We start from the raw sequence: 23,101 nt of genomic DNA on the forward strand, positions 1-23,101 counted from the left end.
TCCTATTCATTTACATGGTCTAATGCCATTTTAAAAATACTTACAATGTGCTCATCCGCTAATGAATAATATACATTCTTACCTGATTTGCGTGACTTAATAAGATGTGTCTTTTTTAACGATGCTAATTGATGAGATACCGCTGATTGGCTCATTTGTAATTGTTCTACAAAATCACTAACACATCGTTCTTGTTCAAATAACAAATGAAGTATTTTGAGTCGTGTACTATCCGAGAACATCTTAAACAACAAAGACATTTCTTCATATTGGATATCCATACTGGAACTATTCATACCACCTTTACCCGCTTTCCTTTTTGAATAATTTTTTCTTTTTCTCTTACAAATGCTCGAAGTAATGGGACAACTGTTTTCTTGGAAAAACATTCAATGGATTCTACTGTATGATCCACTAGTTCAATCTCCAATTCATCACGATCAGGACGCCAAATGTATTGCCACGTTAGGATATCTTCCCAATACAAGATATTACAATCACCACGTTCTTTACAGTTATAGAGAATAATATAATCATGTGTAAACTCAATTAATTTTCGATCTGGTAATACAAATAAACAAAATGAAGATAACCCAAATAAGATAACACCCATGTACGAAAAGATTTGATTAAAAATAATCATAATAAAACTAACAAACATCAACGCTGTTAATGTTGCGGTTGGTTTTACACTCACTGTCGCAATAATTGGAGGTTCTTTTGGAATATTTCTAATTTTTAATGTCTTCGATTTCATACAATCACCTACACTATGTGTATTATAACATTTTCGCCCTTGTTTCTCTATCATATTATCATGAACTCATGTATAATAAACCCGGTGATATTATGGAAAAATTTAAATTTGAATTAACACACATATGTAAACAGACTGGTGCTCGCTTAGGAGTCATTCATACTCCTCATGGTAGCGTAGAAACACCGATGTTTATGCCAGTAGGAACACTCGCAACTGTTAAGTTTGTTTCTCCTGAAGAATTAAAAGAAATTGGATCACAAGTTGTTTTATCAAACACATACCACCTGTGGCTTAGACCGGGTGAAGATATTGTTGAAAAAGCTGGTGGGGTTCAAAAGTTCATGAACTACAATGGTCCGATGCTTACAGATAGTGGAGGATTTCAAGTCTTCTCATTATCGGATGCACGCAAAATAAAAGAAGAAGGTGTCACATTTAGAAGTCATTTAAATGGTGATACCCTTTTCCTAAGTCCTGAGAAATCAATCCAAATCCAAAATAAAATTGGTGCAGATATCATTATGTCTTTTGATGAATGTATCCCTTACCCTGCAAGTTATGACTATGTCAAAAATAGCGTAGAGAGAACGTTGCGTTGGGCTAAGCGTGGATTAGATGCTCACGAAAGAAAAGAAGACCAGGCTTTATTTGGTATTGTACAAGGTGGTGACTATGAAGACCTTAGAAAACATTGTGCTGAAGAATTAGTAAAGATGGATTTCCCAGGTTATTCCATTGGTGGTACCTCTGTTGGTGAAGATAAAGAAACCATGACACGCATGGTAAAAAATAGTGTGAAATACTTACCAACAGATAAACCTCGTTATTTAATGGGGGTTGGTGCTGTAAATGATATTCTGATTGCAATAGAAAATGGTATCGATATGATGGACTGTGTTTTACCTACTCGTATCGCAAGACATGGAACATTGATGACAAGTGAAGGACGTATTAATATCAAGCGTGCCATCTACAAAGAGGATTTTAGACCTCTTGATCCTGAATGTGATTGTGAATGTTGCCGTAACTATACACGTGCTTATTTAAATCATTTATATCGTTGTAATGAAGGTCTAGGCAATCGCCTAATGTCCATTCATAATTTACGATTCTTATTAAGATTAACAGAACAAGCTCGCCAAGCAATCAAAGAAGATCGCTTTGGAGACTTTAAAAAAGAAATACTCGAAAGATATGCATTTGATGAAAGAGGGTTTTAATTTTGAAAACGAGTGAATTTGATTTTGATTTACCAGAAAGATTAATTGCACAACATCCCTTAACTGATCGAAAAACAAGTCGTTTATTGGTTGTGCATAAAAATACTGGTGAACTTGAACATAAACATTTTTATGACATCGTTGATTATTTCAAAAAAGGTGATGTCCTAGTTAGAAATAATACACGTGTAATTCCGGCCCGTCTTTTTGGAACAAAAGAAGAAACAGGTGCACATGTTGAATTACTCTTATTGAAACAAGATGGCGATATATGGGAATGTTTAGTTGGTAATGCAAGAGTAGTAAAGATTGGTACAATTGTTTCTTTTAATCAAGGTGAACTCAAAGCTGAATGTATTGGTATTGGTGATAAAGGTATTCGCAAAATGAAGATGATCTATGATGGGTTATTCATGGAAATCTTAGAAAGCCTTGGTCAAGTTCCATTACCTCCTTACATCACAGAAAAGTTAGATGATGCAGAACGATACCAAACTGTCTATGCAAAAGTAAAAGGAAGTGCTGCTGCTCCTACTGCTGGACTCCATTTCACTGATGAAATCTTTCAACAACTCCAAGATAAAGGTGTCATCATTACAGACGTTACATTGCATGTAGGTCTTGGAACATTTAGACCGATGGATACTGAAACTATTGAAGATCATATCATGCATTCAGAATTGTATTGGATGTCACAAGAAACGGCTGATATTTGTAACCTTGCAAAAAAAGAAGGACGTCGTATTATCTCCGTTGGAACAACGAGCACAAGAACACTTGAGTCGATATTCAAAACATATGACGAATTTAAAGAATGTCACGGGGAAACTGATATTTTCATCTTCCCTGGCTATAAGTGGGAGGCAGTTGATTGCATCATAACCAATTTCCATTTACCTAAGTCTACATTAATTATGATGATTTCATCATTTGCATCTAAAGAATACATTTTTAAAGCATATGAGGAAGCAATTAAACAAGAATATCGTTTCTTTTCATTTGGTGATTGCATGTTAATTACCAATGAGTAATTTCCCAGGAATTCAAAAGAGTTCCAACAAAATAAACTATTATCAACAAAGTTTAGATGAAATAAATGAAATCAAGAAAAAAGGAATTCGACCAACGCTTTTATTGCATGCTTGTTGTGCACCTTGCGCTACATTTCCTTTGGAATTTTTAAATGAGATATTTGATTGTACAATCCTTTACAACAATTCAAACATCTATCCAAGCGATGAATATCTTCGTCGACTCAACGAGTTAAAGCAATACTTATCCTATATCAATAAACAAAATACACATCAAATACATTTAATTGAAGTCCCTTATGATAATGAGTCATATACAAAAAAGTTGGAACCTCTAAAGGATTATCCTGAAGGTAGCCAACGTTGTTTTACTTGTTACACATTAAGAATGCATGAAGCATATCAATATGCCCAAGATCATCACTTTGATTACTTTACCACGGTCATGACAATATCAAGACAAAAAGACAGTCAAAAATTAAATGAGATTGGTACAGCATTACAAAAACAGTTCCCAAATGTTAAATACTTCCATTCCGACTTCAAGAAGAAACAAGGAATTGATCGAGGAAGAGAATTATCGAATCAATATAACCTGTATCGTCAACAATATTGTGGATGTATTTATTCCTATGAAGAATATTTAAAAAGAAAAGTATAATTTATCAATAATAAAGGCTATAATTAAGAAGCAAAAGTGAGGTGGTAAGAATTGGAAGGCGAAAATTGTAAACAGATGTATTTAACCGAAAGTTCTTGCCAAATAGGTAAAGTTCTTTCTTGAAAAGAGGAGGAATTTAATGAATCTAGAAATCACAAAAGACGAATTAAAGAATTTTTTACTGAACGCAAATGATCATGATTTCCAAGAAATGATAGAATTCATCCACCCGGTGGATCTTTTAAACATTATCCACGAGTATGATGATGAAGCGATTAAAATCTTGAATCGTTTATCTGATGAAGATATCGCTCATCTTTTAGATGAAGAAGATGACGAAGACATTTACGAATTATTAACGCAGTTCTCTGCGAATCGACAAAAAGAAATCTTAGAAGAAATGTCTTCCGATGAAATTGCGGATTTCGTTCAAACATTGGATGAAGAAGAGAGTAAAGATGTCTTGAGTAAGATGTCAAAAGAAGACGTTGAAGAAGTTCAAGAATTGATGTCTTATCCACCTGATACTGCAGGGGGAATTATGGCAACTGAATTTATCAGTATCCATGACAACAAAACAGTACAAAAAACATTAGAATACCTTCAACAAGTAGGCCAAAATGCTGAAATGGCGTACTACTTGTATGTAACAGATGAACAAGAAGTCCTTAAGGGAGTCGTATCCTTACGTGACTTAGTATCATCACCCTTCAATACTTTAATATCCGAGATAACAAATCCAAACGTACATTCAGTTCATGTCGACGATGACCAAGAAGAAGTAGCTCGTATGTTAGATAAATATGACTATGTTATGATTCCCGTAATTGATCACAATGATTCCATTAAGGGAGTTATCACAATTGATGATATCATCGATATCATCAAAGAAGAAGCAACCGAAGATATTCACCGTATGGCTGGATTAGACGCCGAGGAAAAAGTAGATGGTACTTTGATTGAATCCATTCGTTCTCGTTTACCTTGGTTATCAATCAACTTAATCACTGCATTATTAGCTGCAAGCGTTGTAGCGATGTTCTCATCGACAATTGAAGCTGTCGTTGCATTAGCCGCAATCAATCCAATCATTGCCGGTATGGGTGGTAACGCTGGAACACAATCTCTTACAATTGTTGTTCGAGGTATTGCACTAGGAGAATTAACAGGTGAAAATGCAAAACGAGTATTCTTAAAAGAACTTGGTGTTGGCTTAACAATTGGTTTAACATTAGGTACCGTTGTCGCAATTGGCTGTTACATCTTCTTTGGTAATCCATACCTTGGATTTGTTGCAGGTGCTGCCATGGTTTGTAACTTAATCATCGCAACAGTTGCAGGCTACGCCGTTCCATTATTCTTAAAAAAATGTAATGTCGACCCTGCCTTGGCATCCAGTGTATTTGTAACTACTGCAACTGATGTATTGGGATTCTTTGTCTTTCTAGGACTTGCAACACTCCTATTACCCTACTTAATCTAATCCCAACTAAATCTGAGAAATCAGATTTTTTTATTGAAAAAAGGTACTCGTAATGAGTACCTATGCTAGTTTTAATGCTGCAGATAATCTTGGTATTATCTGTTTCTTGCGCGATACAATGTCTTTCGCAAATAAGACTTCATTCTCTTTTTTACCATCAAAGATTTCTTCAATTACCCAAGCTAATTTACCCATATAGATAAAATTCGAACCTTTACCTTCAACATTTGTAAACGTCATAACCAATAAGTCATATTTGTTGATTGCGTTTATTTTATCCATATAGGATACAAACTCACGTCGAATAATTTCTAATTCCTTGATATCCAAAATATTGATTTGCCCGATCGCAATTCTAAATCCTTCCATTGCATATTCTTTGAAGTCATTGTATAAGATTTCACTAAATGATAGTCCTCTTAATGTTGCGACTGCTTCAAACATTTCAACGGAAAGTTGTTCAAGATCAAGTTCTGCAATTAGCGCTAATTCACTTGCGATTTCCTTATCCACAACTGTTGTCGTTGGACTATTGAAATTCATTGTGTCAGAAATAATTGCACAACACAATAAACTTGCGATTGTTTTGGATGGCTTAATACCATTCTCTTTATACATCAGTGCAATAATACTGGATGTACTTCCTAAATTTTGATTTCTAAAATTGATTGGATTATTTGTTTCAATATCACCTATTCGATGGTGATCAATAATTTCCAATACATCAGCTACTTCCAATGATTCAACACTTTGTGATGCTTCGTTGTGATCAAGCAAGATAAATTTCTTACGATTGTATGAGAATAAATGGAAACGTGATACCGCACCAATTACAGATCCTTTACGATCTACTACCGGATAAGAACGATAACGTGTTTTACTCATCCTTTTAGACACATCATCAACATAATCAGTAATTTTAAATGTCACTGTTTCTTTTGTCATAATCATTGAAACTGGTGGTGTTTGATAAATTGTACGTGCTACTTTCATCGCATCAAATTCCGTTGTGATAACCGCAACATTATTATCCATTGCTTTCTTTAGGATATTTTCAGATACCCCTTTATCTTCGGTAATAATAAGACACGCAACATTTTTATCGATAGCCTTTTCTTGTAATTCTTCGTTATCACTCATGATAATAATACTATCTTCAAACTCTTCATCTAAGAAATTATTGTTTCTTGATATCATGATTTTGACTTCACCATCACAATGATAACGTTCTGGACTCACTAATAATTTACCTTCAATTGTTTCTGTAATATTTGATAAAGGGACTATTTTCATGAGTTCTTTTACTTCATCAATATCTTTCATTTGAACATCAGAAATATTGGACATTGAAACAACACCAAGTAGTGTATTCTCTGAATCAACTACAAATAAGCTTTTATTCTTACCTAATGTAATCTTTTCCCACGCTCTTTTGATTGTTAAGTCTGGGCTGATCAATGAAGCTGTATCAATATCAATATCTTCCAATCGACATTTTGCATTTTCAATGAGTAATGGTGCTTGTACATCGAATTTCTTTAATACATAAGATGTTTCGGTGTTCAGTTCACCTAGTCGGCATGCTATTGCAGGAACTCCTATTTGTTCTTTTAAGTTCGCATAAGCGATGGCAGAACAGATAGAATCAGTGTCAGGATTACGATGCCCTGTCACATAAATTGTATCTCGCATAAATTTCCTCCCGTATGTAACTTAAGTTTAGCATAGCCACACAGTGAATGTAACCTCTTTCATTACTGTTTCGTTGTAAAATTCTATATATTTCTTTCCACATTAATAGAAAAGCTGATTCAATAAATGAATCAGCCAATTTCTTATTTTTCTACCAATCTCTTTTCAAATCCTCCTGATACACGATAGCTTTCAGAAAAGATGATAAATGCTTTTGGATCTAAATCACGTATTAATTTCTCTAATCGATGAATTTCGTATTTACTTACTACAACTACAAATACTTCAGTTTCTTCGTTTGTATAAGCTCCAAATCCTTTCCAGAAAGTAACTCCTCGACCTAATTCTGAATTGATTTGATGTTTAATTTCTCGATTCTTAGAAAATACCATTGCATTGATTTCAATGTTTTGATAGTGAATCTTATCGATAACCATCGAGAATAAAAATTGAAATATAATTGAATAAATTGCAGTTGGTAATGAAAATAAAAGAGCACACATAAGATATATTAATACATTGATAAACAATTGGATTTTTCCTACACTAAAACCTTTCCAACGAAGTGCTGCATAAACACCGACAATGTCCATACCACCACCGCTTCCACCATTAAGTAGTGTTATACCTATTCCAAGTCCTCCTAGAATAGCCCCAATAACGCAAGACGATAATGTATCTTCTAAGATTGGGACAGTAGAAACTGGAATAATTGATAATGTAAGTGTTATAACTAACATACCAACCAATGATGCAAAGAAAAATTTCTTACTTAATAAACGATAAGTAAAGAAGAAAATAGGTATATTAATCAAAAAGTTAACCATCCCTGTTAAGTTATTTGATAAATTCAGCGATGTTGTTCGATTGATTAATTCAATAACAAGTTGAGCTACCCCAACAAATCCCCCATTGTATAATCCGTGTGGAATAATGAACAAGTTTGTCGCAAGCGAAAACATAGAACACCCCACAATGACCATAAAATATTTTTTTATGTTCGTTGAATTCATATTCGTCTTTATAGAATCTCTACTTTTTCCATAACATCGCCATTACTCATATTTCTAACAGCGCCTAAGTTATCAGTTACAAGCCCAAATACAGTATGTACACCATCTAAATGTGGTTGAGACTCATGAACGATAAAGAATTGGCAACAACCTGTATCTTTTCCACGGTGTGCCATTGATAAAGCTCCTGGGATATGCGTATGTGGATTATTTTTAGTTTCGCATGGAATTGTATAACCCAAATCTCCTGCACCTGTACCATAAGGACATCCACCTTGAGATACAAATCCTGGAATTACACGATGAAATGTTTTTCCGTTATAATATCCTTCTTTAATTAATTTTACAAAGTTTTCAACTGTGATTGGTGCTTCATCTGGGTACAATTCAAATGGTAGTTCTACCCCATTTTGCATTGTGATTTTTCCTAATATTTTTGTCATAAACTTCACCTCGTACACAATTATACTTTTTTTAGTCATTGATTGCCATAGTATTTAGACATCATTTTGTAAATCATTTTCAATTTCATCCTGATTGATTAATAAAACAAGAATGACATAGATGAAAGGTAGGAATAAATTAGCATAATCATAGATTGGAATTATACCGTTATATCCTTTGTATGTATTCATAAAACGAACCATCATCGCAAGTGTACCTAATGTAATCAATGATTGATAAGATTTCTTCATTACCCCACACAATCCTGTAAATAAAGTAAGTATCGCTGGAATTAGGTAACTAATTATTAGAATTGCGATTTCAAGTTTTGATGTTGCATGAAAAAACTCACCTATCGTAAGAAACAAGCTTAGAATTCCAGATATCAACAAGATATAGCTACATATCTTAAATAGTGTTTTCATTATTTACTCACCACTTTCACGTTTTGGAAAATATCATTCATCACTGAATTGGGAAAATAGTAATCCAACAATTCCTCAACTAAATTTGTTGCGGGAACTCCATCATCTCTTTCTGTTTGTCGATATACAGCTGCAAAACTAATCACACTATCAAAAAGGATAAACACAAATAAAAATGTAGTAACCTTTTTACCAAAATGATAAGGTATTCTTTCTATCCAAGTAGATAAATATGGATATACCCACTTTAAAAGAACATAACCACCTAATCCCCAAAACAACATAAAGGGAATGGTTGTTCGTCCTTGTATATTTAAAAATAAATCAGAATAATCCCACGCTAATGTATGAAAGAATAGTTGTTCAAAATAACTAATTGAATACTCTGTCACACCACCAATTAAGCAACAGTATAAATACGTTAAATAGCCATTCCGTTTATCATTGTTCTTACCAAGTAAAATATAGAACAACGAAAATCCAATTCCATAGACAGGATTAAAAGGACCATAAATTAATCCAACATGAGGTTGAAGTATGCCATGACGAACATATGCTAATATCGTTTCATAGACAACCCCTACAACACAACCTACCATGAAATAGGCAAATATCTTTTCAAAACTATACCCTTGTCCAAATCTTTTTCTTTGTTTACTCATTCTATCATCCTTCATATTGATTATAACATAGCTATCTTTATTACATTCCAATCATCATTTTATAAGTTCCATGATACAATATTGCCTAGAGGTGTGCTATGAATTTAATCTGTCCTGTATGTAAAACTAAATTAACACAAATTGATCGATCATTTAGTTGTGTGAATCATCATCATTTTGATATTGCGAAAAGTGGTTATCTCAATTTATTTCTTACAAACAACAACAAAATCCATGGAGATAACAAAGAAATGATTCAAGCTCGTACTTCCTTCTTAAATATGGATTATTACTTACCATTAAAAGAAAGAATCGTGAATGAAATAAAAAAAATTAAACCTCAATCCCTTGTTGATTTGGCTTGTGGTGAAGGTTATTACACAAAAGATTTACCCGCAATTAATAAAGTAGGAATCGATTTATCCAAAGATGCAATACAGTATGCGAGTAAGCATGATTCATCAACTCAATATATTGTAAGTTCAATTTTTGATTGTCCAATCTTAGAACACAGTATCGATTGTATGACAACTATTTTCGCTCCAATCGCCATTGAAGAAATACAACGTTGCTTAAAGAAAGAGGGGCATTTCTTTTGTGTGTTTCCTGCTGAAGATCACTTATACCAACTAAAAGAAAAATTATATGATACCCCCTATAAAAATGAAAAACCCCAACGATTGGAACACTTATCTCTCGTTGAAGAAATACGTATAACATCGACAATTCATCTAAAAGATACAAAAAATATTCAATCGCTATTCATGATGACCCCTTATTACTTCAAAACATCACAAACAGACAAAGAAAAAATCAATAATCTTCATCAATTAGATGTGACCATTGATTTCTATCTAATGCATTATCAATCTCTATAATTCGCAGGAAGTGTTCTCTAACATTTCCTTTTTATATTCCTCTTCAGTAATGACTTTGTACCCATGACTTAGTAATAATTCTGCTGTTACACCATGTCCTTGAATAACAGTGTGATTAAAATTACCATCATAAATTTCATGTACCCCACACGTCGGACTCTTTGATTTCAATATTACTTCTGTAGCTTGAACTTGTTCGCAAATATCTAACACTTTGATTGCCCCTAAATGATACGCTTCAGTGACATCAAGTCCTGTACTTGTTATTACCTTATCACCAATCCTTTCAGCAGGATCTCTTGGTATTGATAACCCACCTAAGACTTCGGGACAAATAGTTATTGCTTCATGATTATCCACAAGTTCTTTTATTTCCTTAACTAAACAATGACCCCCATTATATTTACAATTAACCCCTGCTAAACAGGCACTTACAACTTTCATTTTTATCACCTGTTTGTATTATAACATATTTCATTTACTCTTTTTCTTGGTTATTGTCCCTATCAATTTCAGTTTGCTCTGATTGATCTTCTATATCATTTTCATCTGATCCTAATGCAATTTCTTTGATGAATCTTCTTGTTGATGTTTGTATTTTACGTGGAATTTCTCGATAATATTGGATTAATTCAACCTCATTACCTGATAGAGATAAATCATAATTATCTTCACTTTCATATCGAAACCCCAACAAATGATTCACATCCGTACCATAGGCTTCTGCCATTTTCTTTAAAACACTAAACTCCGGTTGTGAGTTATCGTTTTCATACCTTGAAATTGCCTTACCACTTACCCCTACTATATTGCCTAACTCTTCTTGAGTGTATCCTTTTCTTTTACGAAAATACTTAATTTTTGCACCAAATGAAATCATAAAAAACCTCCTATAATTGAATATGATAAAGCATTTTCTCAAAAATCATATATTATTCTCTACATAATCGAAAAGTATTTTTACCCTTTATTTATGCCCTATTTATGACCTTTCCTATGTACCAAAGTACAGTATTTTTAATGATCAATTGGTTTCTGATGTCACCCTCTTGAATTATCTTCAAAATGGTGTTATATTTATTTAGCAATCATTATTAAAGAGTGCTAAAGGAGGAAATAAGATGGCAAAAAAACAATTTAAAGCTGAATCGAAGCGACTACTTGATTTAATGATCCATTCAATTTACACAAACCGTGAAATCTTTTTGAGAGAACTCATTTCCAATGCATCCGATGCATTAGATAAGCGTTATTATTTATCTCTTACAGATGATACACAACGAGTTGATAAAGACAAATTAAAAATCCACATTGAGATTGATAAAGAAAACCGTACCCTTATATTAACAGATACAGGTATTGGTATGACGGATAAGGAACTAGAGAATAATCTTGGAACAATCGCCAAGAGTGGTTCTTTGGACTTCAAAAATGAACTTGATAAAGCTGAAAAGAACATTGATATTATTGGTCAATTTGGTGTAGGATTCTATTCTGCATTTATGGTTGCTAAAAAAATTATTGTTGAAACTAAATCTGCTCAAACAGGTGAATCATTTGCATGGGTAAGTGCAGGTGAAGATGGGTATACAATTAGTCCAATTACAAAAGATGAAATTGGTACAAAAATCATTCTTGAACTAAAAGATGATGCAGATGAAGAAAACTTCAGTGAATATCTTGATTCCTATACAATTCAAGAGTTAGTGACTAAATATTCGGATTATGTTCGTTACCCAATCACAATGATGATTGAAACGTCACAACCAAAGAAAGACAATCCTGAAGAAACTGAAACAATCATTGAAGAAAAAACATTGAATTCGATGATACCTTTATGGAAAAAGAATAAAAAGAAAGTTAAACCAGAAGAATACAATGATTTCTATAAGAGTAAATTTATGGATTGGGAAGATCCACAAAAAGTAATTCACTACAATGTAGAAGGTAATATCTCTTATAATGCATTATTGTTTATACCTTCAAAAGCACCATATAACTTCTATAACGCTGATTATGAACCAGGATTACAACTTTATTGTAAGGGTGTATTCATTATGGACAAAGCTAAAGACTTGCTTCCTGATTACTTTAGATTTGTAAAAGGATTAGTAGATAGCGATGATTTAAATTTAAATATATCTCGTGAAATTCTTCAACAAGACCGTCAAATGAAATCACTTGCATCTAGTATTGAGAAGAAAATCAAATCAAATTTAGATGAAATGCTAAAGAAAGAACGCGAAGAATATGAAAAATTCTATGCTAACTTTGGCTTAACACTTAAATATGGTATCTACCAAGATTATGGTATGCACAAAGACCAACTTCAAGATTTGATACTCTTCAAATCAAGTAAAGAAGATAAATACGTAACGCTACAAGAATATGTTGATCGCATGCAAGAAGGACAAGAATTCATTTATTATGCTTGCGGTGATTCAATCGACTCAATTAAGAAATTACCTCAAATGGAAAGACTTCAAGAAAAAGAATATGAAGTATTATTCTTCCTTGATGATGTTGATGAATTCGCTATCAATATTCTTCAAACATTCAACGACAAGAAATTCAAATCAGTTAATCAAGGTGACTTAGGTCTTGATAGTGAAGAAGAAAAGAAGGAAAAAGAAGAGAAAGCAAAAGAAAATGAATCTTTACTTAACTCTATGAAAGATGCCCTTTCTTCTAAAGTAAAAGAAGTTCGCATTTCATCTCGTTTGAAATCACATCCAGTATGCTTAGTTTCTGAAGATGGTATTTCCTTAGAAATGGAAAAAGTACTTGCTCAAGCTCCTATGAACCAAGGTATCAAAGCAAGTAAGATTTTGGAAATCAATCCAAATCACGATATCTTTAAAACACTTCAAAAATTGTATGATAAAAATCCAGATGCAGTAAAAAATTATGCAGATGTACTGTACAACCAAGCATTATTAATTGAAGGGTTACCAATTGAAGATCCAATCGAATACGCAAATAAAGTTTGTGAATTCATGATTGAAGCAAATAAATAGTTTGGCATATGCCAAACTATTTTTAATAATATCCGCGATCAAATGTAATCACTGTATATACATTTGACATTAAATTAGAAATTGCAGCGTCAATTTCTTTTTTTAGTTCTTCCTCTTTAATTAATGACTCATAAGGTATCAATACATCAAAGATAAGATTAGTATGAGTCGGTCCACTTACTATTCTAAAGTCATGCATCGATAAACTTGAATCAATGCGATCCAATATCCCTGTAACAATGTTTTTATACTCATTTACAACTTGATTATCTTGTTCAATTGGATCCATGTGAATTGTCATCATAATATGCAAGTCACGTTCAATCTTTCGTTCAATTTCATCCACAATGTCATGAATCACAAGAATATTTTGATTTGCGTTTATTTCAACATGAACACTACCTATCATTTTGCCTGGACCATAATTGTGAATAATTAAATCATGAATTCCAAGGATTTCCTTTTGATTCATGATAGTACTTCGAATCTTATCAACTATTTCCTTATCTGCAGGTTGTCCAATTAAATCATCAATTGTGGATTTAATAATTCCAAACCCAGATATCAAGACAAAGATAGAAACAAGTATACCCATAACACCATCTAAAGGTAAATCAGTAAACAAAGAACCAACTAGTGCAACAAGAGTCGCGCTTGTTGCGATAACATCATTTTGACTATCTTTACTAGTCGCAATCATCGCACTATTATTAATTCGATTTCCTAAAGTACGATTGAAGAAACTCATCCAAAATTTAATCAAGATTGATAATACCAATGAAACCAACACAATCCAACTAAAATGTACAGTTTCTGGATGAATCACTTTATCAAAAGATGATTTAAATAATTCAAATCCAACAAGAAGAATAATAACTGCAATAATAAAACTAACTATATATTCGATTCGACCATGTCCAAATGGATGATCTTTATCTGCAGGCTTAGCCGCTAACTTATAACCAAACAAAGTAACAATGCAACTAGCTGAGTCAGATAAGTTATTGAAGGCATCCGACATAATCGCTATTGAATTAGAAACAACCCCTAAAAGAAACTTCAACGCAAAGAGTAAAACGTTACATACAATACCCACTATACTACTTAGCGTCCCATAATTCGAACGTACTGTTTCATCCGTAACGTTCTCATAATTTTTTACAAATCGCTGAATAAGAAAGTTTATCATAACCCCACCTCGGTCATATCATTATAATCCATCTTACCACGAAGTCAAAACCTTTCTAAGCATTTATTTTATGTTGTATTGAGTAAGTCATGCTTAACTTTATCTTTATAAAATGAAACCCAATTGTAAAGATAAGGGGCATGAACATATAGACTAAGAATAAGGTTACACTAACTTGAATCAATTGATTTCCTTGAAATAAAATCATTGGAATTATGAAACAAATCATGAATACCATAAATGTATAAGTAAGAAATTTTTCAAACATGTGTTTGAGATATTTCTTCGATCTATCATAAACGATAATCCAGCATCCATTAAAGGCAATTGTACTGATTGCTAAAATGGGGTTTAACCAAGTGCTAGATTCTTGGTTAATTAGTAACAATACAATTACCTCTACTATGTAGATGCTTATACACTGCGTCATGATATACACAGTTTCGTTTCTTGATGGATGTGCAATCAAGTAAGCCAATAATAATGCAACCAGTGTCATAACTAAGGATGGCAATAGGTAGTTATTCCATGCATAATCATAAGCTAATAGTAAACATGCAACTGCGAAATAGAATGAGTTCTTAATTTTCATATTCTTTCCTCCATCAAGTGACTATAATTTAACATGTATAAAAAATATCACTGTCCCATTTTTCGTACACGTGATAAAATGGTATTGGTGATAAGGATGAACAACTCAAAACTAAGATTACTCTATCTTCTCGATTTATTTAGAAAACATACAAATGAATATCATCCTCTTAAGATGCCTGAGATTATTGATTATTTAGAAAGTCACGATCTATACGCAGAACGTAAATCAATCTATTCTGATATTAATGCCTTAAAAGCATGGGGACTCGATATTTTATACTCTACCAAGGAACCTCTTGGTTATTTTTTAGTATCCTCTGATTTTGATACTATTGAAGTTAAAATCCTGATTGACGCTATTTCATCATCTGAATTTTTAACTAAGAAGAAAACAGACTCATTAAATGAACGATTGCTTTCACTCTTAAATGAATATGATCAAACTGAAATCAAGAAACAAATCTTACTCAATCCAAAAAAATTCAAGAATGAACAAGTTTATTACACATTGGAAACATTACAGAACGCAATTATAAATAATGAATCAATTGAATTTAAATACTTTGATATGATTGAAAATCAAGAAAAGAAATATCGCAAAAACGCAGATTTCTATACTTTGGTTCCCTATGCCCTACTTTATGAGAATCAACGATATTATTGCATTGGTTATTCTTTAAAATACAATTCATTTTCACATTATCGTGTCGACAAAATGGATAACATTCAATGCATTGGAAAAATAGAGAAAATTCGTTTTAGTTTATCAAAATACCAAAGCACTAATTTTAATATGTCCATTGGACAAGTTGAAACGATTACCCTTGATGTTGATGAATCATTAATTAGTACTGTCTTTGATTCTTTTGGACGAGATGTCATAATTCAAAGTCTAAAACATGGTACTTATACCATCACAATTCAAACAACATGTTCATTGCCTTTTATTAGTTGGTTACTCCAGTTCAAGACAAAAATAAAAGTAATCTCACCACAATCATTGATTGATGAAATTACTCATTTATTAAAAGAGATGCTTACCCATTACACTAATTAATAGTTTTTTGTGTGCGGTTACCATTGCATAGTCTTTGAGTTGATCAATGTCAACCCATAAACAATGTTCTAATTCCATAGGTTGTTCACATTCATAATAGAAACAATTCATATGCCAAATACGATGAGAGAACACATGTTTTCTCTTTTTTAATTGTGTTGCATTTATCGATAAAGGTAACGCATATTGAGGCAATCGATATAAGTCTTTCATTAGACCATCTTGATCATCTTGACTTAAACACACTTTGTTTTGGTATACAAGAACATATGTATATACTTCTAATTCAACTGGAGGTTTAGCTTTCTTTTTTACTGGATATTCCGTTTCATTACCTTGTTTATGTGCTTTACATTCATCTTGTAGAGGGCATAAGAAACACATTGGATTCTTGGGTGTACAAACCGTTGCACCTATCTCCATTAAACCTTGTGTAAATTTAGAAGGATTAGAATCTTTCATCCATCTCGCACATATTTCCGTTACTTTCTTTCTAGTTTGAAGTTTAGTTATATCATCATCCATTGCTTCAACACGAGTGATTACACGAAATACATTACCATCAACTGCAGGTTGTTCTTTGTTAAAACAAATGCTCGAAATAGCACCCGCCGTGTATTCGCCAATCCCATCAATTTCCAAAATATCTTGAATATCTTCTGGAAACTTACCTTGAAACTTATTCATGATTGTAATTGCACCTTGATGTAATTTACGTGCACGGTTGTAATATCCCAATCCTTGCCACATATGTAATACTTCTTGAATATCTGCATTTGCTAAAGATTCAATGGTTGGCCACTTATGAGTCCATCGAATGTAGTAAGGTATCATTGAATCAATACGTGTTTGTTGAGCCATTATCTCACTTACCCAGATTTGATATGGATCTTGCGTTTGTCTAAAGACTAGATCCCGTTTATTCGCATCATACCATGATTCTATTTTTTCATTTACTTTCATTACTAAATCTCCCGTACTATAATACTTGTGTGAGGTGTCTTATGGATCAAATTAAAGAGTTACAAAACTTAATCGAATCAAGTCATAAAATTGTATTTTTTACTGGTGCTGGCATTTCTACTGAAAGCAATATACCCGACTTTAGAAGTACTACTGGTCTATATAATCAAGAATACGCTTATCCACCTGAAACTATTTTAAGTCATCACTTCTTTATAAGCAACACTAGTGAATTCTATCGTTTTTACCGCAACAAAATGATTTATACTGATGCATTACCTAACATCGCCCATCAATGCATTGCGCGGCTTGAAGATATGGGTAAATGCTTAGGCGTAATTACACAAAACATTGATAATCTTCATCAAGAAGCAGGTTCTAAACACGTTATAGAACTCCCTGGAACAGTTTACCATAATCATTGCACAACTTGTAACAAAGAGTATTCCTTAGAAGATATCTTAAACAAAGAATTAGTTCCATTATGTGATTGTGGTGGCATCATTAAACCTGATGTTATCCTTTATGAAGAAGCGTTAAATGAAAAAGATATTGATGAAGCACTATCCATGATTATGAATGCAGATTTACTTATTGTGTGCGGAACATCTTTATCCGTTTACCCAGCAGCTGGATTCCTACGATATTTTAAGGGAGAACATTTAGTATTGCTTAACAAAACCGCAACACCTTACGATAATCAAGCAGATTTAATCATCCAGGATACTCTAGGGCATATTTTCAGTCAAATTCATATATAATTTTAATATTCCAAATCTATCTCCATCCTATTTTATATCTAATCGTAATAAAGGATCTATATCAAATGACATAGACCCTTTTTCTAATTTATTGCTTGAGCTAAACTTTCTTTTTTAGCTAGTTTCTTTTGGTTTTGTTTGTAGATAAATCCAGTAATTGCAGGTGTTAAGAAAGAAGTAATAATAACTGATGCTGCAATTTGAGAAGTCGCTATTGGTGCTATCGCAAGATAGGCTGCATCCACTTCAGCTAATGCTGCAGGATTTGCAATAGCACTTGCAGCAGTACTTGAAATCGCTGCCCCTGCAACACCACTACCACCAGTAGCCTTATCCATTACAATCGTAATAATACCAACCACTACTGAAGTTATTACTCCTAATAGAATTCCTGAAAGTCCTCCTTGGAATAATTGAACAATACTCATGTTAGCACCTAATGCAAATCCAACAACAATGATTGAACCTGTAACACAACTTGCAAGATTCTTCTTAAGGAAAGGGAAACAACTACCAAGTACTAGACCTAGAATAAGAGGAAGAATTGATCCAATAATTGGGCCTATAGAAATACTCGCTAAACCTGCACTACTAAGCACAATCATCGTTACTGTAGGTCCTACACTGAGTGATGTAATAGCAACAGCACCCTTATCACTATCATCACCAAATTGTGCAGTAATACCTGAATACAAAGCGTTATTAGCTACTGAAATACCACCAATAACTGCTAGAGATGATAAACCTAATAAATTATCATTGAATATAAATGCAATAGCCAATCCAATTGCTATGGCAATCGCAATTTTTGTAATAATAATTACAGCACCTTTTTTAATTGCTTTTGGGGTACTTTTAATATCTAAACTAGCCCCTAAGAAGAATAAGAATACCCCTACTAGTGCACCAGTACCACTTTTAACACTTGTAAAAAATCCACCAATATTCAAAACTTGAGGAACAAAGGAATTTAACAATACACCAATAATCATTGGATATACGATTGTATCTCCTGGAATTCTTGGAATTTTAAAATTTTTCATATGTTCTCCTAGTCTAATACGATTCCGCCATCACAATCGCCAATTTCGCCATTTACGAAGCTTGCCAAATCTGATGCAAAGAATAAAATCATTTGTGCTATTTCAACTGGTTCAGCTGCACGTCCTAATGGAATCATACTAATTACTTTTGCGTTTTTTTCTGCATCCGCTTGTAAACTTGATGTCATACTCGTATGAGTGAATGATGGGCAAACAGCATTACAACTAATACCATATTTTCCACCTTCTTTAGCTATAGCTTTAGTTAAGCCATTAACTCCTGCTTTACTACTTGCATATGCTGCAGTACCTAGTAATCCTCCACCTATTTTTCCAGCAACAGATGAGATATTTACAATTCTACCTTTTCCTTTATCTTTGAAGTAAGGGAAGACTTCACTACATGTAGCAAAAGTTCCTGTTAAATTAATACGAATTGTTCTTTCCCATTCTTCATCAGAAATATTTTCAAATGAATTCTTACTAATAACACCACCACAGTTGATTAATATATCAACATGATCTAAATCCTTAAGAATCTTACCAATAACTTCTCTGATATTTTTACTATCTCCTAAATCAATCTTATAAAAATATGCTGAATCACCAAATTCATTTTTAGTTGCATTACCAATTTCCTCATTGATATCACAAATTACAACTCTTCCCCCACCATTAATAATTCCTTTAGCAGTTTCTTTACCAATACCTTGCGCAGCTCCTGTAATAATGGCTACTTTGTTACTAAAATCAAACATATCTTGTCCTCCTTAATTTGCACAATCATTTGATATTTAAATCACAAATTGATTATATGTTAGTTGTTAATTAATTAACATGTTTATCTAGCATAAGAATTGGTGTATAATTTGTGCTAACAGCACAAGGAGATAAATCAATGAAATTAAGTAAAAAGGATCAATTAATTGAAGCTGCAATTAAAGGTGAAGATTTTGGCGAGTTAGTAAACATTGCATCAAAACTTCTTAATAACCCTCTTGTTATCATAAGTAATTCATATAATATTATTGCTTATTCAAAGACATTTTCAGTGGATGATAGCGCATGGACAAATGCTACAAAAAGAGGGTATATCACATTAGAATTTGGCGCTACACTAAACAATTGGAATCAACATGTTGACCACACAAAAAATATCGATTGTATTACTGTAACAGAAATCAGCAAATACACTCGACGTTTTTTAAAAATGATATACAAAGGAAAGATCATGGGTTACTTAAATATAACAGATGTGAATAACTGTTTAGATAAAGTAGAGAATTCATTATATCTATTGGTAGCAAGTTTACTAGCTAAAGAAATCGCATTTAATCATCGTGATTATTCCAATCATACCGCAACATTTGAAGAGATATTATTTGAGTTATCAAATGATGCTTTTATCAATAAGCTTCACTTCATTGATCGTGTATCTAGCTGTAATGTAAATATACAAACTCAATATCAAGTAGCCTGTGTCGATTTAAAACATTTTACATCCTATAATGCCAGAGAAGATAATTTCAAAAATGAAATCTTATCCTTTTTTCCAAAGTCATCAATTATAATTAATAATCAATTGTTGATAATTTTAATCGATCTAGCCAAAAGAAAAGATACTTTATACAGTAAAAAGTTAGAGAATTATTTAACTAAAAAAGAATTAATCATGGGTGTAAGTGATACATTTCATGACTTATATGAATTTAAACATTATATAAAAGAAGCAAAATCATCTATTTATTTTCGTAAATTCCTACTAAAAAAGGAACGTATTATTAATTATGATCAAATAAAACAATTTGATTTATTAAATAAGTTTAGTGTCAGTGAGTTACCCTACTATTGCAACCAAAAACTCTATAACTTATATATCCAAGAAAAAGGAGAAGGCACAGAATACATTAAAACACTTAGAACTTATTTAGAGTTTAACCATAGCGTCAAAGAAACTGCAGAAGTTTTATTTATTCATAGAAATACAGTTAACTACCGTATACAAAGAATCAAGGAATTACTTGAAATTGAAATTGGTGATAATCACCAAATCAATGAATTGTTATTTTCTTGTGCGTTATTGCAAATCATTGAAGACAAGTATAATATCGATTAAAATCACTACAATTGAAAATTTTTGTAACAAGTAATAAGATGAAAATAGAAAGTTAGATTGGGTATCATTATGAAAGATACATTGTTTATTCTATCTACATTTATTGCATTTATTCTAGTATTTTATTACTTAGCCCATCGCTACCCTACCGCAAGAAAGTTATTCGCATATTTTTCAGTAGCTATACTAGTAATATACATTTTTTGGCGTGGTTTTTTCACTTTACCTTTTAATTCCCCATTGTCAACCTTTATTGGTGTCATCTTCTTTATAGCGGAAGTTGTGGGATTAATCGTATTCTCTCTTTTCATTTTGTTAATTCATGATTATTCTCCTATTTGTACAACTAATATAAACGTGGATACAAGTTTTACACCTAGTGTAGATTTCTTAATCTGTACATATAACGAAGATATCCGTCTTGTAATGGCTACGGCTAATATCGCAAAAGTTTTACCTTACCCAAATAAAAAAATATTTATATGTGATGATGGACATCGTCCAGAGTTTGAATCATTATGTCGTAAATTTGGATTTTACTATATATCAAGACCTACAAATGAACATGGTAAAGCTGGAAATATTAACTATGCATTAAGCAAAACAAACAGTGAATTCTTTGTTGTTTTAGATGCCGATTTTATGGTTAAAGAAAATTTCATATTCCGTGCGATTACAAAGTTTAAGGATGAAAGCGTCGCACTCGTACAATATCCTCAAGCATTTTATAATAAAGATCCTTTCCAACTCATGAATAGTTCCCTGTACAATGAACAAGAATTATTCATGCGTTTCTTTGAACCTGCATTAGCTAGAAACAATGCCTTAATTCATATTGGAACAAATTCTATAATGAGAAGAAGCGCCATCGAAAAAATTGGTGGTATTCCTACTGATAGTATTACCGAGGATATGGCAACCGGTTTATTACTTCAAGAAAACGGATATAAAACTATTTATATTAACGAAGTATATGCATTGGGAATCACTCCCTATAATGTTCATGATTTAGCAGCACAGCGTCAAAGATGGGCAAGAGGAGCCATTCAAGTCTTTAGACATCATAGTCCTTTTAAAATGAAAGGCTTATCAATAAAACAAAAGTTATGTTATTACAACTCATTATTCTATTGGTTAACTTCATTTCAAAAACTAATCTACATGATTGTTCCATCATTATTTTTGATATTCGGTATATTCATTGTTAACTCAAATCTAAAGTCATTCTTGTTATTTTTCATACCACCATTGTTGTTAATTACACTCTCTTTTAGATTGTATATTCCTGATATAAGAACATTAAGTACTTCTCATATTTACGATAGTTTTGTAGCCCCTATTCACGCAAGCGCAATTATCAAGGAATTATTTATACATGAAAAAGTATTTAAAGTAACAAGAAAAGATGTTTCCTTTGATACTAAATTCGATTATAAAACAGTAATGCCACATATCATATTAACAATATGGTTAATAATTGCAGTTATTATTGGATTAATAAAGATATTCATTGGTTCAGCAAATTCTTTGGGATTAATACTATCAGTAGGTTGGTCTATATTTAATCTCTATGGGTTAATATTCGCTATTTCTGCAGCTAAAACTAGAGAAGTCATCAATGATGCTGATGCACTAAGTATTGTGATTGATGAATCAGTAGCTTATGATGATCAAGTTTTTAAGATTGACCGCTTTAACTATAATGGCTTTAGAATGATTGATCTTAATTCAAAAACATCGTCATTGTTTAAACTTAATGATATGTATATTTTTAAGATATTGAATTATGATATCGAAATATCTACAAAATGCTTATCAATAAATAATACAAATGCTGTCTTCACATTTGAAAACCTGAACCCAGAAGAAGCTGATAAATTATCTAAGTTTTACAGTATGAAATTATACACACACAAACCAGTTAACTTTTGTGAACAATATACAGAATAATGATGTCCTATCTATGATAACTTAATCTTCAAGATAATAATATTTTATTTCATTTCATAAATTATTAATAAATATAATTCATTTTTCAAGAGGTTATTCATACGATTGGAATACATATTAAAACCTGTGCATAGCACAGGTT

The 23,101-nt window shown here is 32.2% G+C and carries 24 protein-coding genes; 10 read left to right on the forward strand and 14 right to left on the reverse strand.

The features are described from left to right. Positions 1-2: 2 nt before the first annotated feature. Together RR643_RS05390 and RR643_RS05395 are read right to left on the reverse strand one after the other, a co-directional pair. Positions 3-296: an ArsR/SmtB family transcription factor gene (locus RR643_RS05390; RefSeq protein ID WP_332469298.1), complete on the reverse strand. Its 294-nt coding sequence runs from the start codon at positions 294-296 to the stop codon at positions 3-5. After that, a complete protein-coding gene (locus tag RR643_RS05395; RefSeq protein WP_332482592.1) occupies positions 293-757 on the reverse strand; it encodes a hypothetical protein in 465 nt (154 codons plus the stop codon). The genes RR643_RS05390 and RR643_RS05395 overlap by 4 nt, the downstream gene beginning before the upstream one ends. Before the next feature lie 92 nt (positions 758-849). On the opposite strand from RR643_RS05395, the gene tgt reads away from it, so the two are divergent. The 4 genes from tgt to mgtE all read left to right on the forward strand — a co-directional run bounded on the left by tgt (position 850) and on the right by mgtE (position 5,155). After that, entirely contained in the window at positions 850-1,980 is a 1,131-nt protein-coding gene (tgt, locus tag RR643_RS05400) for a tRNA guanosine(34) transglycosylase Tgt (RefSeq protein ID WP_332482593.1), read from the forward strand. A 2-nt stretch (positions 1,981-1,982) separates the two neighbouring features. After that, positions 1,983-3,011, forward strand: a complete 1,029-nt coding sequence (gene queA / locus RR643_RS05405) for a tRNA preQ1(34) S-adenosylmethionine ribosyltransferase-isomerase QueA (RefSeq protein WP_332482594.1) — start codon at positions 1,983-1,985, stop codon at positions 3,009-3,011. Continuing rightward, a complete protein-coding gene (locus tag RR643_RS05410) occupies positions 3,004-3,672 on the forward strand; it encodes an epoxyqueuosine reductase QueH (protein WP_332469294.1) in 669 nt (222 codons plus the stop codon). The genes queA and RR643_RS05410 overlap by 8 nt, the downstream gene beginning before the upstream one ends. Positions 3,673-3,811: 139 nt before the next feature. Next, positions 3,812-5,155, forward strand: a complete 1,344-nt coding sequence (mgtE, locus tag RR643_RS05415; RefSeq protein WP_332482595.1) for a magnesium transporter — start codon at positions 3,812-3,814, stop codon at positions 5,153-5,155. 60 nt (positions 5,156-5,215) lie between these two features. Here the strand turns inward: mgtE and RR643_RS05420 are convergent, their stop codons facing one another. The 5 genes from RR643_RS05420 to RR643_RS05440 form a co-directional block, all read right to left on the reverse strand. Then, entirely contained in the window at positions 5,216-6,847 is a 1,632-nt protein-coding gene (locus RR643_RS05420; protein ID WP_332469292.1) for a putative manganese-dependent inorganic diphosphatase, read from the reverse strand. A 143-nt stretch (positions 6,848-6,990) separates the two neighbouring features. Continuing rightward, positions 6,991-7,860, reverse strand: a complete 870-nt coding sequence (locus RR643_RS05425) for a YitT family protein (RefSeq protein WP_332482596.1) — start codon at positions 7,858-7,860, stop codon at positions 6,991-6,993. Between the two features lie 8 nt (positions 7,861-7,868). Further along, positions 7,869-8,303, reverse strand: a complete 435-nt coding sequence (locus tag RR643_RS05430; RefSeq protein ID WP_332482597.1) for a peptidylprolyl isomerase — start codon at positions 8,301-8,303, stop codon at positions 7,869-7,871. Between the two features lie 54 nt (positions 8,304-8,357). Further along, positions 8,358-8,729, reverse strand: a complete 372-nt coding sequence (locus RR643_RS05435; RefSeq protein ID WP_332482598.1) for a hypothetical protein — start codon at positions 8,727-8,729, stop codon at positions 8,358-8,360. After that, entirely contained in the window at positions 8,729-9,391 is a 663-nt protein-coding gene (locus RR643_RS05440; RefSeq protein ID WP_332482599.1) for a putative ABC transporter permease, read from the reverse strand. Before RR643_RS05440 ends, RR643_RS05435 begins: the two co-directional genes overlap by 1 nt. Before the next feature lie 98 nt (positions 9,392-9,489). On the opposite strand from RR643_RS05440, the gene RR643_RS05445 reads away from it, so the two are divergent. Continuing rightward, positions 9,490-10,269 carry a putative RNA methyltransferase gene (locus tag RR643_RS05445; protein ID WP_332482600.1) on the forward strand — a complete coding sequence of 260 codons (780 nt, stop codon included), beginning with the start codon at positions 9,490-9,492 and terminating at the stop codon, positions 10,267-10,269. Here the strand turns inward: RR643_RS05445 and RR643_RS05450 are convergent. Both RR643_RS05450 and RR643_RS05455 read right to left on the reverse strand, forming a co-directional pair. Next, complete coding sequence (locus RR643_RS05450; RefSeq protein ID WP_332482601.1) at positions 10,264-10,713, reverse strand: DUF523 domain-containing protein; 450 nt, start codon at positions 10,711-10,713, stop codon at positions 10,264-10,266. The genes RR643_RS05445 and RR643_RS05450 overlap by 6 nt on opposite strands. A gap of 34 nt (positions 10,714-10,747) precedes the next feature. Further along, complete coding sequence (locus tag RR643_RS05455) at positions 10,748-11,149, reverse strand: helix-turn-helix domain-containing protein (RefSeq protein ID WP_332469286.1); 402 nt, start codon at positions 11,147-11,149, stop codon at positions 10,748-10,750. 241 nt (positions 11,150-11,390) lie between these two features. Here RR643_RS05455 and htpG point away from each other — a divergent pair, with 241 nt between their 5' ends. Further along, positions 11,391-13,286 (forward strand): molecular chaperone HtpG, encoded by a 1,896-nt coding sequence (gene htpG / locus RR643_RS05460; RefSeq protein ID WP_332482602.1) that lies wholly within the window; start codon positions 11,391-11,393, stop codon positions 13,284-13,286. A 22-nt stretch (positions 13,287-13,308) separates the two neighbouring features. Here the strand turns inward: htpG and RR643_RS05465 are convergent, their stop codons facing one another. Both RR643_RS05465 and RR643_RS05470 read right to left on the reverse strand, forming a co-directional pair. Continuing rightward, positions 13,309-14,475, reverse strand: coding sequence for a cation diffusion facilitator family transporter (locus RR643_RS05465; RefSeq protein WP_332482603.1), 1,167 nt, complete (start codon positions 14,473-14,475; stop codon positions 13,309-13,311). Between the two features lie 55 nt (positions 14,476-14,530). After that, positions 14,531-15,067, reverse strand: a complete 537-nt coding sequence (locus RR643_RS05470; RefSeq protein WP_332482604.1) for a hypothetical protein — start codon at positions 15,065-15,067, stop codon at positions 14,531-14,533. A 96-nt stretch (positions 15,068-15,163) separates the two neighbouring features. Between RR643_RS05470 and RR643_RS05475 the strand changes: the two genes are divergently transcribed. Then, positions 15,164-16,126, forward strand: coding sequence for a helix-turn-helix transcriptional regulator (locus RR643_RS05475; protein ID WP_332482605.1), 963 nt, complete (start codon positions 15,164-15,166; stop codon positions 16,124-16,126). Here RR643_RS05475 and mutY read toward each other — a convergent pair. After that, the gene (gene mutY / locus RR643_RS05480; RefSeq protein ID WP_332482606.1) at positions 16,094-17,089 is read right to left on the reverse strand and encodes an A/G-specific adenine glycosylase; all 996 of its coding nucleotides are present in this window, start codon (positions 17,087-17,089) and stop codon (positions 16,094-16,096) included. The genes RR643_RS05475 and mutY overlap by 33 nt on opposite strands. Positions 17,090-17,130: 41 nt before the next feature. Between mutY and RR643_RS05485 the strand changes: the two genes are divergently transcribed. Next, on the forward strand, positions 17,131-17,850 hold the full coding sequence (locus tag RR643_RS05485; protein ID WP_332482607.1) for an NAD-dependent protein deacylase: 720 nt from the start codon (positions 17,131-17,133) through the stop codon (positions 17,848-17,850). 83 nt (positions 17,851-17,933) lie between these two features. On the opposite strand, the gene RR643_RS05490 is transcribed toward RR643_RS05485, so the two are convergent. Together RR643_RS05490 and RR643_RS05495 are read right to left on the reverse strand one after the other, a co-directional pair. Beyond that, positions 17,934-18,893 carry a 2-keto-3-deoxygluconate permease gene (locus tag RR643_RS05490; protein WP_332472651.1) on the reverse strand — a complete coding sequence of 320 codons (960 nt, stop codon included), beginning with the start codon at positions 18,891-18,893 and terminating at the stop codon, positions 17,934-17,936. 8 nt (positions 18,894-18,901) lie between these two features. Then, positions 18,902-19,651, reverse strand: a complete 750-nt coding sequence (locus tag RR643_RS05495; protein ID WP_332472650.1) for an SDR family NAD(P)-dependent oxidoreductase — start codon at positions 19,649-19,651, stop codon at positions 18,902-18,904. Positions 19,652-19,791: 140 nt separating this feature from the next. Between RR643_RS05495 and RR643_RS05500 the strand changes: the two genes are divergently transcribed. Then, the gene (locus RR643_RS05500) at positions 19,792-21,009 is read left to right on the forward strand and encodes a PucR family transcriptional regulator (RefSeq protein WP_332482608.1); all 1,218 of its coding nucleotides are present in this window, start codon (positions 19,792-19,794) and stop codon (positions 21,007-21,009) included. 69 nt (positions 21,010-21,078) lie between these two features. Then, on the forward strand, positions 21,079-22,959 hold the full coding sequence (locus RR643_RS05505; protein ID WP_332482609.1) for a glycosyltransferase: 1,881 nt from the start codon (positions 21,079-21,081) through the stop codon (positions 22,957-22,959). Positions 22,960-23,101 lie beyond the last annotated feature (142 nt).

Source organism: Anaerorhabdus sp. (genome assembly GCF_036637135.1).
Lineage (GTDB): Bacteria > Bacillota_I > Bacilli_A > Erysipelotrichales > Erysipelotrichaceae > Anaerorhabdus.